This is a genomic window from Pseudomonas sp. TMW22091, from assembly GCF_022496705.1.
Taxonomy (GTDB): domain Bacteria; phylum Pseudomonadota; class Gammaproteobacteria; order Pseudomonadales; family Pseudomonadaceae; genus Aquipseudomonas; species Aquipseudomonas saxonica.
The window spans coordinates 433993-448283 of the sequence record NZ_SCFI01000004.1 but is presented as its reverse complement, the minus strand read 5'-3'; the positions used below and the strand labels follow the sequence as shown (position 1 = coordinate 448283).

Here is a 14291-nt window from a genome sequence, read left to right as displayed (position 1 = left end):
CAGGCCCCAAGGGTCTTCAAAATGCTGATCCCGTAGCGCAGCAGTTGTTAAGTCAGCACTGAACGCTATGGTAGAGTGGCGCACTTTTTCGAGGGGATTGTCACTGTGTGGGAACTGGTCAAATCCGGCGGCTGGATGATGCTGCCGATCATTCTGAGCTCTGTTGCCGCGCTGGGCATTATTGTCGAGCGCCTGTGGACCCTGCGTGCCAGCCGTGTCACGCCGCCTCATCTGTTGGGTCAGGTGTGGGTCTGGATCAAAGACAAGCAGCTCGACAAGGAAAAACTCAAACAACTACGAGCCGACTCCCCGCTGGGTGAAATCCTGGCCGCCGGTCTGGCCAACTCCCGGCATGGCCGCGAAATCATGAAAGAGTGCATTGAAGAGGCCGCCGCAAGGGTCATTCATGAGCTGGAGCGCTACCTCAACGCCTTGGGCACCATTGCTGCGATGGCCCCTCTGTTAGGATTGCTGGGCACTGTGCTGGGCATGATCGATATTTTCAGCTCGTTTATGGGGTCTGGCATGACGGCTAACGCGGCCGTGCTCGCAGGGGGTATTTCCAAAGCGCTGATTACCACCGCCGCCGGTTTGATGGTGGGTATTCCTGCGGTGTTCTTCCACCGTTTCCTGCAGCGCCGGGTTGATGAGCTGGTGGTAGGCATGGAGCAGGAAGCGATCAAACTTGTCGAAGTGGTGCAGGGCGACCGTGAAGTCGACATGGCCGGGAGCAACGCGTGAAGTTTCGCCGCAAACCACGAGAAACAGTGGATATCAACCTCGCGTCGTTGATCGACGTGGTGTTTATCTTGCTGCTGTTCTTTGTCGTGACCACCACCTTTACCCGTGAAACCCAGTTGCGCGTGGATTTGCCGGAGGCTGTCAGCGGTACTCCTGAACAGGAACCGAACAGCAAGCAACTTGATGTCGCCATCAGCGCTGAAGGTGTGTTCTCGGTGAACAACCAATTATTGCCGAAAAACGACCTGGCGAGCCTGATCGAAGCGCTGCAAAAGGAGTCTGGAGGCGATACCAGCCTGCCCCTGTCGATCAGTGCTGATGGTAAAACCCAGCATCAAGCGGTCATTACGGCCATGGACGCCGCAGGCAAGTTGGGCTTCAGCCACCTGCGCATGACCACTGTCGAGGCGCAGACGACCCCCTGATGGCCATGTCCGATCGCTTGCTGCGCGCCTGGTATGGCGGGCATCCTTTGCTCAAGTTGTTGAGCCCTCTTGAATGCTTGTACCGCCGTGTGGTCGAGCGTAAACGTGCACGTTTCGTGGCGGGCGAGGGCGATATCTATCGTGCGCCGGTGCCATTGATCGTAGTGGGCAATATCACTGTGGGCGGTACGGGCAAAACGCCTCTGATCCTCTGGCTGATCGAACATTGCCAGCGTCACGGTTTGAAAGTAGGTGTAGTGAGTCGCGGCTATGGTGCCAAACCGCCGCACCTGCCTTGGCGTGTGCAGGCTGAGCACAGTGCTGACGTTGCAGGTGATGAACCCCTGTTGATTGTGCAGCGTACTGGCGTGCCGTTGATGATCGACCCGGATCGCAGTCGCGCCGTCAAAGCCTTGCTGGACAGCGAGCCGCTGGACTTGATTCTGTCTGACGACGGTTTGCAGCATTACCGGCTGGCTCGGGATCTGGAGCTGGTATTGATCGATAACGCCAGAGGCCTGGGCAATGGCCGTTGCCTGCCAGCCGGCCCGTTGCGCGAGCCAGCAGAACGCTTGAGCAGCGTCGATGGGGTGTTGTACAACGGCGCAGCCAATGATCCGCCGGGCGGGTTTGCCTTCCAGTTGAAGCCCACGGCACTGATTAATCTGGTCAGCGGCGAGCGTCAGGCATTGGATTATTTTGCGCCGGAACAGGCGTTGCACGCCGTGGCCGGTATCGGTAATCCGCAGCGTTTCTTCACTACCCTTGAAGCGCTACACTGGCGGCCAATAGCCCATGCTTTCGCAGACCATGCGCCATACAGCGCCGAGGTCTTGAATTTCAAACCGTCATTACCCGTGGTGATGACGGAAAAGGATGCGGTGAAGTGCCGCGACTTTGCGTCCCCCGACTGGTGGTACCTCGCGGTGGACGCTGTGCCGTCCCAGGCCTTTGTCCTGTGGTTTGACCAACAGTTGTCGCGGCTTTTACCTAATCATCTTTAACCCTAACTCATTCTTTTCAGGGGAACCCTATGGACACCAAACTGCTCGATATTCTCGCTTGCCCAGTTTGCAAAGGCCCGCTCAAGCTCAGCGCCGATAAAACCGAACTGATCAGCAAAGGGGCTGGCCTGGCTTTCCCGATTCGCGATGGCATTCCGGTGATGCTGGAAAGCGAAGCCCGTACCCTCGACACCGATGAGCGTCTGGATAAATGATCCCGGTTTTTACCGTCGTTATTCCGTCGCGCTTTGCGTCGACCCGTTTACCCGGCAAGCCGCTGCAAATGATTGCGGGCAAACCGATGGTTCAGCATGTCTGGGAACAGGCCTGTAAAAGCAGTGCTCAACAGGTGGTGGTTGCCACTGACGATCAGCGCATTGTCGACGCCTGCAAGGCGTTCGGGGCGCACGTGGTTCTGACCCGTGCAGACCATGAGTCTGGTACTGACCGTCTGGCAGAGGTCGCTACTCAACTTGGGCTGGCCAGCGACGCTATCGTGGTCAATGTCCAGGGCGATGAGCCGATGATTCCGCCGCAGGTGATCGATCAAGTCGCAGCCAACCTGGCCGCTCATCCTGAAGCCCGCATGGCGACACTGGCTGAGCCGATTGAAGACGCTCAAACCCTGTTCAATCCGAATGTGGTCAAGGTGGTCAGTGACATCAATGGGTTGGCACTGACGTTCAGTCGGGCAACCTTGCCGTGGGCGCGTGATGATTTTGCACTGCACCCCGATACGTTGCCGCAGGGTGTGCCTTATCGTCGTCATATCGGCATTTATGCCTACCGCGCCGGGTTCCTGCATGACTTCGTAAGCTGGGGCCCTTGCTGGCTCGAAAACACCGAGCGGCTGGAGCAATTGCGCGCGCTCTGGCATGGCGTGCGCATTCACGTGGCCGATGTGGTTGAAGCACCGCCGGCCGGTGTCGATACCCCGGAAGACCTTGAGCGCGTTCGGCGTTTGCTGGAGGCTCGATGATTGGGCTGAAGGGGCGTCTATGAGTTTGCAGTTGCAGGTCAATGCATCGCTCAAACCGTTCAACAGTTTCGGTGTGGATGTACGCGCCAGCCTGTTTGCCGAAGCCCACAGTGATGACGATGTGCGCGAGGCCCTGCAGTGTTCGGCGCAGCACAATTTGCCGCTGTTGGTTATTGGCGGCGGCAGTAACCTGCTGTTGACGGCCGATGTGCCAGCTCTGGTGGTGCGCATGGCGACCCGTGGGATTCGTCAGGTCGAAGCCGATGGTGAGCGTGTCGTGATTGAGGCCGAAGCAGGCGAGGTGTGGCACTCTTTTGTACTTTGGACGCTCGAACAGGGGCTGAGCGGGCTGGAAAACCTTAGTTTGATTCCCGGTACCGTAGGCGCTGCACCGATGCAAAATATCGGCGCGTATGGCGTTGAGATCAAAGATGTCTTTGCAGGGCTGACCGCGCTCGACCGTCAAACCGGCGAGTTGCGTGATTTCACTCTGGAGGACTGCAACTTTGGCTACCGTGACAGCGTGTTTAAACAGCAGGCAGGGCGCTGGCTGATTCTGCGGGTGAGGTTTGCCTTGAGCCGAGCCCCGCGCTTGCGTCTGGAATACGGCCCTGTTCGCCAGCGTCTGAGCGAGCAAGGCATAGAGCAGCCGACGGCCACCGATGTGAGCCGTGCCATCAGTAGCATTCGCAGTGAAAAACTGCCTGACCCGGCGGTGCTGGGCAATGCCGGCAGCTTCTTTAAGAACCCGGTGGTGTCTGCTGCCTTGGCAGCTGAATTGAAGTTGGCGCACCCTGGCGTAATTGGTTATCCGCAAGCCGATGGCCGAGTGAAGCTGGCGGCGGGCTGGTTAATCGAAGCGGCAGGCTGGAAGGGCTTCCGGGAGAACGATGCCGGGGTGCACCGTTTGCAATCCCTGGTGCTGGTCAACTATGGCTCGGCCACCGGCTTGCAGTTGCTGGCGCTGGCGCAGCGTATTCAGGCCGACATCGAACAGCGCTTCGCGGTGCAGCTCGAGATGGAGCCTAACCTGTATTAATGGAGCCAGCCTGACGCATGTACGCATGCGCAGGCTTTTCGGTCTGGATCATCAATGAAGTCACTTCCTGCTGTGTCGCTGGTTCTGTGTCTGGCGACGTTAACCGGGTGCATGACTGCCCCGCCTAAAGACCAAGGCAATCTCTGTTCGATCTATCGCCAGTATCCGGCCTGGTACAAGGACTCGGTGGCGATGGAGAGCAAGTGGGGAACCCCGCCCCATATCGCTATGGCAATCATGAAGCAGGAAAGCAGCTTTGTGGCCGATGCACTTCCGCCCCGTGCCTACCTTTTGTGGGTGATTCCGTGGGGCAGGGTCAGCCCTTCCTACGGTTACGCGCAGGCTCAGCCGCCCGCCTGGAGCGATTTTGAACGAAGCATGGGCAGTAGTGGCTCGCGCGATGACTTTGGTGACGCCATCATGTTTATCGGGTGGTACGTGGCGGGCACCCAGCAACAATTGGGCATTTCCAAGTGGGATGCCTATAACCAGTATCTGGCGTACCACGAAGGGCGGGGCGGTTTTAGCCGTAATACCTATCGGGCAAAACCCTGGTTGATGCAGGTGGCGCGCAAAGTCGATCAGCAGGCTAAAACCTACGGCGCGCAGCTCAATCAATGCCGTGGTGAGCTGGAGCGTGAACGTCGCTCCTTTTGGTTCTTTTAGAGCCTGAAACACGGCGCATAAAAAAGCCCCGCCAGTTCAGAACTGGCGGGGCTTTTTAGTGGCCTTCAGAATCAGGCGAGGGGTTTAGGCTCGTGCTCTGCTTCCGGGGCTACGGTTTCGCTGGCAGCTTGAGCGGCGGCAGCAGCAGCTGCGGCCTCACGCTTGCGGCGACGCACTTCGCGTGGATCGTTAGGAGCACGACCGTTGCTTGGCTGAGTGCTGACAACCGGTGCGGCCACTACCACTTCAATCACTTCGGTCGTTACTACCGTTTCAGCCGGAGCTGTTACAGCGGTCTCGATCACAGTGGCTTCAGTGACAACAACTTCAGCGGCAACGGGTGCAACTGGAGTCGGAGCTGGTGCGGCTTCTACGGCGGCAGGCTCGGCAATTGGCTCGCGAACGACGCGTGCTTCCTTGACGTGCTCAGGCGCTTTTTCGAAGACTGGCTTTTCGGCGGCCGGCGTTTCTGCGCGTGGCGCTTCTACTGCCGGCGCTTCGATGGCGGCTTCGATCACTGGTTCTGGCGCAGCAACCGGGGTCTCGATGGCTGGGGCAGGCTCAGCAGTGGCCTTGATTTCAGGTTCTGCTGATACCTGTGCGGCCACTTCAACTTCAGGTGCCTTGACAGCTTCGATTGCTGTTACCGCTTCAACCACAGGCGCTTCGACAGTCGGAGCTTCAACGGCTGGCGCTTGAACCGAAGGTGTCTCAACCACTGGCGCTTCTACCGCAGGGGACTCAACGATCGGCGCTGGAACAATGGCAACGGCAGTTGTTTGAGCTTCTGCTGCCACAACGGTCTGGGCCAGGGCCGAGTCGTGAGAGGCTTGATTGGCGCGTTCAGCTTGCTGGTGAGCCTGGGCTTCAGCGGGTGCGCTGATGACCGAGCTGGCAACGGCTTCAGTGACAGCCAGACCGGCAGCCAGTTCAGTGGTGGTTGCTGCAGCGTTTTCGCCGTTGGTTTCTTCGCTGTGCTCTTCCGAACCTTCAATCACGTTGCCATTGGCATCGCGTTGACGCTCGCGACGGTTGCTGCGACGACGCTGACCGCGTGAGCGACGACGTGGGCGATCGCCTTCGGCGTTCTCCTGCGACTCGTCCTGGGTGTTTGCTTCGCTGGACAGTACTTCTTCGTCTTCAGCAGCGGGAGCCGGCTTGACTTCGCGTGGTGCACGTTCTTCGCGCGGAGCACGTGGTTGACGTTCTTCACGCGGGGCACGGGCTGGGCGTTCTTCTTCGGTGGCCGCTACTGCTGGCGCAACGACAGGAGCAGCGTCCAGAGGCTCGCGCAGTTCGCGAACACGCTCTTCACGGGCTTCGCCACGTGGTTTGCGGTCTTCACGAGGAGCGCGCGGTGCACGTTCTTCACGCGGTGCGCGCGGTGCGCGTTCTTCGCGAGGAGCGCTTACAACCGGCGTTTCTTCGCGCGGCTCGCGCACTTCACGAGGAGCGCGTTCTTCACGTGGAGCACGTTCTTCGCGCGGTGCACGTTCTTCACGAGGCTTGCGCTCTTCGTCGCGGCGACCATTACGATTACGGCTTTGCTGACGGCCATTGCGACGCTCTTCGTTGCGTGCAGGGCGCTCAGGGGTGGCTGGTTTTTCAGCAACAGCAGGTGCGGCCGGCTCTTCTTTAGAGGCGAACAGGCTGACCAGCGACTTCACAAGGCCTTTGAACAGGCTTGGTTCGGCGATGCTGGCAGTCGGAGCCGATGCCGGGGTTGCAGTGGCTGGGCTTGCTTCAGTCGGAACCGGAGCCGTGGCGCGCGGCGGAGCTGTCTTGACGGCGGCTTCCTGGCGAACGAGGGTGCGGGTCGCAGCGGCAGGTTGAACTTCTTCAACTTCGGCAGCAGCGGCAGCAATTTCGTAGCTGGACTGGTTGGTGTTGGCTTCCGGGCTGTCATCACGCAGACGCTGAACTTCGAAGTGCGGCGTTTCGAGGTGATCGTTCGGCAGGATGATGATGCGGGCACGGGTGCGCAGTTCGATCTTGGTGATCGAGTTGCGTTTTTCGTTCAGCAGGAATGCCGCCACCGGGATCGGCACCTGAGCGCGTACTTCAGCAGTGCGGTCTTTCAGGGCTTCTTCTTCGATCAGGCGCAGGATAGCCAGCGACAGCGACTCAACGTCACGAATGATGCCGGTGCCGTTGCAGCGTGGGCAAACGATGCCGCTGCTTTCACCCAGCGATGGGCGCAGGCGCTGACGGGACATTTCCAGCAGGCCAAAGCGCGAGATACGGCCCACTTGTACGCGGGCACGGTCTGCTTCCAGGCATTCGCGGACTTTTTCTTCCACTGCGCGCTGGTTTTTGGCGGGTGTCATGTCGATGAAGTCGATGACGATCAGGCCGCCGATGTCGCGCAGGCGCAACTGACGGGCGATTTCTTCGGCGGCTTCAAGGTTGGTTTGCAGCGCGGTTTCTTCGATATCGCTGCCTTTAGTGGCGCGCGCCGAGTTGATGTCGATGGACACCAGGGCCTCGGTCGGGTCGATAACGATGGAGCCGCCGGAAGGCAGTTCAACAACGCGCTGGAAGGCGGTTTCGATCTGGCTTTCGATCTGGAAACGATTGAACAGCGGAACGCTGTCTTCGTAGAGTTTGATTTTGCTGGCGTACTGCGGCATTACCTGGCGGATGAAGGTCAGGGCTTCGTCCTGAGCTTCAACGCTGTCGATCAGCACTTCGCCGATGTCCTGGCGCAGGTAATCGCGAATGGCGCGGATGATCACGTTGCTTTCTTGATAAATCAGGAATGGCGCGGAACGATCCAGCGAAGCTTCTTTAATGGCGGTCCAGAGTTGCAGCAGGTAGTCGAGGTCCCACTGCATTTCTTCGCTGCTGCGGCCAAGGCCGGCAGTGCGCACGATCAGGCCCATGTCGGCAGGGGCGATCAGGCCATTGAGGGCTTCACGCAGTTCATTGCGCTCTTCGCCTTCAATGCGACGGGAGATGCCACCGGCACGCGGGTTGTTAGGCATCAGAACCAGGTAACGGCCAGCGAGGCTGATGAAGGTGGTCAGGGCTGCGCCCTTGTTGCCACGTTCTTCTTTCTCGACTTGCACGATGACTTCCTGGCCTTCGCTCAGGACGTCCTTGATGTTGACGCGACCTTCAGGTGCTTTCTTGAAGTACTCGCGGGAGATTTCTTTGAGGGGCAGGAAGCCGTGGCGCTCAGAGCCGAAATCGACAAAGGCAGCCTCAAGGCTTGGTTCAATGCGAGTAATACGGCCTTTGTAAATATTGGCTTTCTTCTGCTCGCGTGCACCCGACTCGATGTCCAGGTCGTAGAGGCGTTGGCCATCTACCAGTGCAACGCGCAACTCTTCAGGTTGAGTTGCGTTAATCAGCATTCTTTTCATGTTGTACCGTCGGTTTCCGGGCTACCGGAAACGGCGTTCGGCACACACGACTTCTCACGGTCGGTGTCAGGTGCGTCAGGAGTAGTTGGCCACTCCAGTGTCCAGCGAGGTTCGACCAATGGGGGCGAAGTCGCGACTTACGCTTCCTGCTTGCTGTGGTGACTTAAGTTAAGCACTCAGTCAGGAGGAGGAATCAACCAGCGGCTGTGGACGAGATGAAGCGTCTTGAAAAAGCCTAGTGCTACACAGTCCGACGGTTGTGCATCTCCACCCTACACGTATCCCTGATAATTCGGGTGCTGCCGCGCGCAGAATCCGCAGCGGGTTGGCATTTACCGTGTTCTCCAAAAGGGGAGTTCACGCATCATGGCTAATAAAGGCGAAGTTTCCGAAGCATTCGCTCGCATTACCCGCAGCTGACTGCACTTTGTGAACTGGCCGTGAATATCGGCGTAAAAGGCGAGTTTGCACTCTGCTTTCCAGGCTCGCTTCAGGCCTCATGTCACCTGCGCTTGTTACAACTCCAAGTGGTGCGTATGCAGCAAAAGCCCCGTAGGACGGCCTCGCGTCCTGATCAAGAGCGTTGGTCAGGGTCGGTGATTCACCGTTAATCCGCTGTCCAGGCCGCTTTTGGCGGCGTTCGCGACTATAGCAGCAATGATTAAGTGCTTCAATTCCATAAAAAATTGTTATCATTCGCGCCATGACGACCACGACCCCCCCGACCCCCAGCGTTCAGCTGCTTGAGGTCTCGCCGGAATATGCCGGCCAACGCATCGACAACTTTTTACTTGCACGGCTCAAGGGTGTTCCCAAGACCTTGATTTACCGCATTTTGCGTAAAGGCGAAGTGCGTGTGAACAAGGGGCGGATCAAGCCCGAGTACAAGCTGCAGGCGGGCGATATCGTGCGCGTGCCGCCGGTCCGCGTGCCTGAGCGCGATGAGCCGGTGCCACTTGCTCAAGGGTTGTTGCAGCGCCTCGAAGCCGCCATTGTCTATGAAGACAAAGCGCTGATTGTGCTCAACAAGCCTGCCGGCATTGCGGTGCATGGCGGCAGCGGCCTGACCTTTGGTGTCATTGAAGCCTTTCGTCAGTTGCGCCCCGATGCTAAAGAGCTTGAGTTGGTGCATCGCCTGGATCGCGACACGTCCGGCCTGTTGATGATTGCCAAAAAGCGCAGCATGTTGCGTCACTTGCATGCCGCGTTGCGCGGTGATGGTGTCGACAAGCGCTACATGGCTTTGGTGCGTGGTAACTGGGCGACGTCCATCAAGCAAGTGCGCGCACCCTTGATGAAAAGCAATCTGCGTTCCGGCGAGCGTATGGTTGAAGTCAATGAAGAGGGCAAGGAGTCGGTCACCGTATTTAAGGTGCTGCGCCGCTTCGGTGATTTCGCCACCATGATCGAGGCCAAGCCGATTACCGGTCGTACTCACCAAATTCGCGTGCACACCTTGCACGCAGGGCATTGCATTGCCGGTGATACCAAGTACGGCGACGAAGATTTCTCCAAAGAAATTCGCGATTTGGGTGGCAAGCGTCTGTTCTTGCACGCCTATATGCTGACCGTGCCGCTGCCCGAAGGTGGTGAGTTGAAATTGCAGGCTCCCGTAGATGAAATGTGGGCTAAAACCGTGGAGCGTTTGCTGAGTGCAGAATGACTACGCGCTGCTGATCTTCGACTGGGACGGGACGCTGGCTGACTCTATCGGGCGAATTGTCACTGCCATGCAGATGGCGGCGCAGCGTGCGGGTCACCCCGAGCGTGATGATGAGGCGGTGAAGGGGATTATTGGCCTGGGATTGCCCGAGGCTATCTTGACCCTTTATCCCGATATGACGCCTGAGCAGGTTGTTTCATTTCGCCAGCATTACGCAGATGTCTATATCGCTATGGATGCCCAGCCTTCACCACTCTTTGCGGGTGTGAAGGAATCGCTGGAGGCCTTCCGGGCTGCGGGCTATCGTCTGGCTGTCGCTACCGGCAAGGCCAGGCGAGGTCTTGATCGGGTGCTCAAGGCCAATGGCTGGGAAGATTTCTTTGATATCACCCGTGCAGCCGACGAGTCGGCCAGCAAGCCTGATCCTTTGATGTTGAACCAGATTCTTGCCCATTGCGATGTTCGCCCCGAGCAAGCCTTGATGGTGGGGGATGCGTCCTTCGATTTGCTGATGGCGCGTAATGCAGGCATTGATTCTGTTGCGGTGGGCTATGGTGCTCAGTCGATGCAAAGTCTGATGGCTTATGAGCCGCGATTGGCCATTGAGCGTTTTACCGAGTTGCGTACCTGGCTGGATCGTCAGGTTAATTAAAGTCTTTGCAGGGGTAGAGCATGGTTGATCAATGGAAAGCGCCTTCCGAGGCAGAGCCGACTGTCGGTGATGACAAGAGCTGGAAGCTTCTGGAAAAAACCTTGTTGGCGGGTATTCAGGAGCAGCGCCGTTCGCGTCGCTGGGGTATTTTTTTCAAGCTGCTGACCTTTTTCTACCTTATTGCCATGTTGTTTTTGTTCACGCCTTTGTTGGATATGGAACGCAGCGTAACCAGCAGTTCGGGTTATACCGCGCTGATTGATGTGCGTGGCGTGATAGCTGATAAAGAGCTGGCCAGTGCCGACAATCTGGTGACCAGCCTGCGCGCTGCGTTCGAAGATCCAAAGGTCAAGGGTGTGATTCTGCGCATCAACAGCCCGGGCGGCAGTCCTGTTCAGTCGGGTTATGTCTACGATGAAATTCGTCGTCTGCGTGGCTTGAACCCGAACATCAAGGTGTATGCGGTCATTTCCGATCTGGGGGCTTCAGGCGCTTATTACATTGCCAGTGCGGCTGATGAAATCTATGCGGACAAGGCCAGTCTGGTCGGTTCGATAGGTGTGACCGCGGCGGGCTTTGGTTTCGTGGGCGCGATGGAGAAGCTGGGTATTCAGCGCCGTGCTTATACCTCGGGCGACCATAAGGCCTTTCTTGATCCGTTCGAGCCTGAAAAGCCGGATGAGACCAAGTTCTGGCAGGGTGTGCTGAACATCACTCACGAGCAGTTCATTGCCAGCGTGAAGCAGGGTCGAGGCGATCGACTAAAGGACAAGGATCATCCTGAGCTGTTTTCTGGTTTGGTCTGGACAGGTCAGCAGGCCCTGCCACTGGGGTTGATTGATGGGTTGGGCAATGCCAGCTCGGTTGCGCGTGATGTGATTGGCGAAAAAGAGCTGGTGGACTTTACCGTGCAGGAGTCGGCGTTTGATCGCTTCTCCAAAAAACTCGGTACCAGTGTGGCTGAGCAATTGGCAATGTGGATGGGTTTTCAAGGACCTACGTTGCGCTGATTGGCAGTGATGCTCTCAAGAAACGGCCTTCGGGCCGTTTTTTTTTGTGGGGGCGGTTTGCATCTCAAGCGCGGAAATGACGTAGCAGTTGACGAGTAACGCGAGGCTACGTTCGACGATGCAATCGTCGCAACCTCTGTCAGTGCGGTGTGTCTGGTTTGCCGGGTCGAAAGGTTTAGCGACGGCTTTGCCGTCGAACGCAGCCTCGCGTTACTCGACAGCTGCTACGCAATTCGCGTTTCCCTATGGGGTTGCGTTAGGGGATAGCAACGCCTTCTGCTATCAGCATGTCGACCAGGCGGATAAGAGGCAGACCGACCAGGCTGGTGGCGTCCTCGCCTTCTGTGCGCTGAAACAGGCTGACGCCCAGACCTTCTGCCTTGAAGCTGCCTGCGCAGTCGTACGGCTCCTCGGCGAGCAGATAGCGCTCTATCTGCTCTGGGGTGAGCTTGCGCATGTGAACGGTAAAAGGGATGCAGTCGGTCTGATAATGGCCTGTCTGGCTATTTAGCAGGGTGAGGCCGGTCAGGAAGCTGACGCTGGCCCCGCTGGCGTTCAGCAGTTGCTGGCGTGCCTTGTCGAAGGTATGCGGCTTGCCGATGATTTGCCCGTCCAGCACGGCGACCTGATCAGAGCCGATGATCAGGTGTTTGGGGTGGCTGCTGCTCAGTGCTTGCGCCTTTTCCAAAGACAGGCGTTTGACCAGGTCGATGGCTGATTCGCCGGTTTGATGGCTCTCGTTGATGTCTGGTGAGCTGCAAGTAAAGGGTAAGCGCAGGCGAGACAATAAATCGCGGCGATAAACCGAGCTTGAAGCGAGTAATAAAGGTAGCATGCGCGACTCCTGTGGGTTGCTGACGATTCTAATGGTCGTACGCGATGTCGCACAGGCACAATTTCCTTTGACACGTGAAGGGGTCCTCCCTAGAATGCTGCGCCTATGTTGAATGACCCGATTCCACCTCACGTTGACCCGCGCAAATTGGCTGATCGTGGCACTACCCTTCAAGGTGAAGTGTTGCTGGCTGATTTGGAGAGACTCTGCGACCCGCTTTCCGACGATGTCGGTGCGGTCCAGGCTAAATTTGTTTTTGAGCGCGACGAGCGAAGATCTGTGGTCATACACAGCTCCATCGACGTCGAGGTCAAGATGGTTTGCCAGCGTTGTCTTGAGCTGGTCACCCTGCCGATCCACAGCGAGTGCAGTTATGCTGTGGTGAAAGAGGGTGCGAATACCCAGTCGTTACCGAAAGGTTATGACGTGCTGGAACTGGGCGAAGATCCATTGGATCTGCATGCACTGATCGAGGAGGAGCTTTTGCTCGCCTTGCCCATTGTGCCTGCTCATCATCCGGAAGAATGCCAGCAGCCGGCGGGTCTCGATGAGCCCGAGCCAGGCGAGGACGAGGTAACGCGGTCCAACCCGTTCAGTGTATTGGCGCAGTTAAAGCGTGACCCAAACGTTTAGGAGTTAATCAATTATGGCTGTTCAGCAGAACAAAAAATCCCGCTCTGCCCGTGACATGCGTCGTTCGCACGATGCTCTTTCGGCTAGCACTCTGTCTGTAGAAAAAACCACCGGTGAAATTCACCTGCGTCACCACGTATCGCCAGAAGGCGTATACCGTGGTCGTAAAGTGATCGACAAGGGCGCTGACGAGTAATCACTTGTCTGTCCAGGTCATCGCGATCGACGCAATGGGCGGGGACTTCGGTCCCCGCAGCATTGTTCAGGCCTGTATTGCTTGCCTGTCTGCTACTCCCTCGTTACACCTGACCCTCGTCGGTCAACCTTCCGAACTTGAATCCTTGATTTCCAGCTATTCGGCTGTTGATCGCTCGCGCCTGACAATTACCCCTGCTTCAGAAATCATTGCCATGAATGAGCGGCCTTCGCATGCATTGCGCAGCAAGCCGGACTCTTCTATGCGTGTAGCGCTGCAATTGCTGCGTGACGGTAAAGTTCAAGCCTGTGTAAGCTCCGGCAACACCGGCGCGCTGATGGCGTTGTCGCGGCATGTGCTGAAAACCTTGCCGGGCATTGATCGTCCGGCCATGGTGGCGGCGATCCCTACGCAAACTGGCTACTGTCAGTTGTTGGACTTGGGCGCCAATGTTGATTGCAGTGCGCAGCAACTGTTTCAATTTGCGGTGATGGGGTCGGTGGCTGCTCAGGCGCTGGGTGTTCTTCGTCCGCGGGTTGCCTTGCTTAATATAGGCACCGAGGACGTCAAGGGTAATCAGCAGGTCAAGGAGGCGGCGGCTTTGTTACAGGCGGCTGCAGGGTTGCATTACATCGGCTTTGTTGAAGGCGATGGGGTGTACCGGGGTGAAGCGGACGTGGTGGTGTGCGATGGGTTTGTCGGCAATATTTTGCTCAAATCCAGCGAAGGCCTGGCGACCATGATTTCGAGCCGGATTGAGGCTGAGTTCAAGCGCACGTTGTTCGGGCGCTTTGTAGGTGTATTGGCGATGCCGCTGATGCGTCGTTTGCAGGCTGAACTGGCGCCTGCCCGGCACAATGGGGCGAGCTTTCTCGGGTTGCAGGGCATTGTGATCAAGAGTCACGGTTCGGCAGGTGCTCAGGGCTTTCAAAGTGCGATAGAGCGCGCACTGATTGAAATCCATGAAGACCTGCCAAAGCGTTTGTATGGGCGCCTTGAAGGGTTGTTGCCATAGGCGTTTTACCTGCCGGGCGCTTAAATGTGACTGCCCGGTCAAATCAGCCATCCAACTGTCAGTTTCTT

At 57.6% G+C, this 14291-nt stretch carries 15 protein-coding genes; 13 read left to right on the top strand and 2 right to left on the bottom strand.

The window, feature by feature from the left end; translation table 11 throughout:
- Positions 1–105: 105 nt before the first annotated feature.
- From EQV93_RS11035 to EQV93_RS11005, 7 genes are read left to right on the top strand one after another with little or no spacing between them, the layout of a single operon-like run.
- Positions 106–741, top strand: a complete 636-nt coding sequence (locus tag EQV93_RS11035; protein ID WP_146426791.1) for a MotA/TolQ/ExbB proton channel family protein — start codon at positions 106–108, stop codon at positions 739–741.
- A complete protein-coding gene (locus EQV93_RS11030) occupies positions 738–1166 on the top strand; it encodes an ExbD/TolR family protein (RefSeq protein WP_240891556.1) in 429 nt (142 codons plus the stop codon). Before EQV93_RS11035 ends, EQV93_RS11030 begins: the two co-directional genes overlap by 4 nt.
- Entirely contained in the window at positions 1166–2170 is a 1005-nt protein-coding gene (lpxK, locus tag EQV93_RS11025; protein WP_240891555.1) for a tetraacyldisaccharide 4'-kinase, read from the top strand. The genes EQV93_RS11030 and lpxK overlap by 1 nt, the downstream gene beginning before the upstream one ends.
- Before the next feature lie 29 nt (positions 2171–2199).
- Positions 2200–2385, top strand: a complete 186-nt coding sequence (locus EQV93_RS11020) for a Trm112 family protein (protein ID WP_122783941.1) — start codon at positions 2200–2202, stop codon at positions 2383–2385.
- On the top strand, positions 2382–3149 hold the full coding sequence (gene kdsB / locus EQV93_RS11015) for a 3-deoxy-manno-octulosonate cytidylyltransferase (protein ID WP_122783942.1): 768 nt from the start codon (positions 2382–2384) through the stop codon (positions 3147–3149). Before EQV93_RS11020 ends, kdsB begins: the two co-directional genes overlap by 4 nt.
- Before the next feature lie 19 nt (positions 3150–3168).
- Complete coding sequence (gene murB, locus EQV93_RS11010; protein WP_122783943.1) at positions 3169–4188, top strand: UDP-N-acetylmuramate dehydrogenase; 1020 nt, start codon at positions 3169–3171, stop codon at positions 4186–4188.
- A 54-nt stretch (positions 4189–4242) separates the two neighbouring features.
- Positions 4243–4854, top strand: a complete 612-nt coding sequence (locus EQV93_RS11005; protein ID WP_208727488.1) for a transglycosylase SLT domain-containing protein — start codon at positions 4243–4245, stop codon at positions 4852–4854.
- A gap of 71 nt (positions 4855–4925) precedes the next feature.
- Here EQV93_RS11005 and rne read toward each other — a convergent pair whose 3' ends face one another.
- Positions 4926–8210: a ribonuclease E gene (gene rne / locus EQV93_RS11000; RefSeq protein WP_240891554.1), complete on the bottom strand. Its 3285-nt coding sequence runs from the start codon at positions 8208–8210 to the stop codon at positions 4926–4928.
- Positions 8211–8922: 712 nt separating this feature from the next.
- Between rne and rluC the strand changes: the two genes are divergently transcribed.
- The 3 genes from rluC to EQV93_RS10985 are packed head-to-tail and all read left to right on the top strand — an operon-like array spanning position 8923 to position 11544.
- Positions 8923–9882: a 23S rRNA pseudouridine(955/2504/2580) synthase RluC gene (gene rluC, locus EQV93_RS10995; protein ID WP_122783945.1), complete on the top strand. Its 960-nt coding sequence runs from the start codon at positions 8923–8925 to the stop codon at positions 9880–9882.
- Positions 9872–10534 carry an HAD-IA family hydrolase gene (locus tag EQV93_RS10990; protein WP_122783946.1) on the top strand — a complete coding sequence of 221 codons (663 nt, stop codon included), beginning with the start codon at positions 9872–9874 and terminating at the stop codon, positions 10532–10534. Before rluC ends, EQV93_RS10990 begins: the two co-directional genes overlap by 11 nt.
- A gap of 20 nt (positions 10535–10554) precedes the next feature.
- Complete coding sequence (locus EQV93_RS10985) at positions 10555–11544, top strand: S49 family peptidase (RefSeq protein WP_122783947.1); 990 nt, start codon at positions 10555–10557, stop codon at positions 11542–11544.
- A gap of 256 nt (positions 11545–11800) precedes the next feature.
- Here the strand turns inward: EQV93_RS10985 and EQV93_RS10980 are convergent, their stop codons facing one another.
- A complete protein-coding gene (locus EQV93_RS10980; RefSeq protein ID WP_240891553.1) occupies positions 11801–12379 on the bottom strand; it encodes a Maf family protein in 579 nt (192 codons plus the stop codon).
- Positions 12380–12484: 105 nt separating this feature from the next.
- Between EQV93_RS10980 and EQV93_RS10975 the strand changes: the two genes are divergently transcribed.
- Genes EQV93_RS10975 through plsX form a run of 3 tightly spaced genes read left to right on the top strand, consistent with a single transcriptional unit; the run spans position 12485 to position 14223 of the window.
- Positions 12485–13012, top strand: coding sequence for a YceD family protein (locus EQV93_RS10975; RefSeq protein WP_122783949.1), 528 nt, complete (start codon positions 12485–12487; stop codon positions 13010–13012).
- Positions 13013–13025: 13 nt separating this feature from the next.
- Positions 13026–13208 carry a 50S ribosomal protein L32 gene (gene rpmF / locus EQV93_RS10970; protein ID WP_003442519.1) on the top strand — a complete coding sequence of 61 codons (183 nt, stop codon included), beginning with the start codon at positions 13026–13028 and terminating at the stop codon, positions 13206–13208.
- A gap of 4 nt (positions 13209–13212) precedes the next feature.
- Entirely contained in the window at positions 13213–14223 is a 1011-nt protein-coding gene (gene plsX, locus EQV93_RS10965) for a phosphate acyltransferase PlsX (protein WP_122783950.1), read from the top strand.
- The last annotated feature ends 68 nt before the right edge of the window (positions 14224–14291 follow it).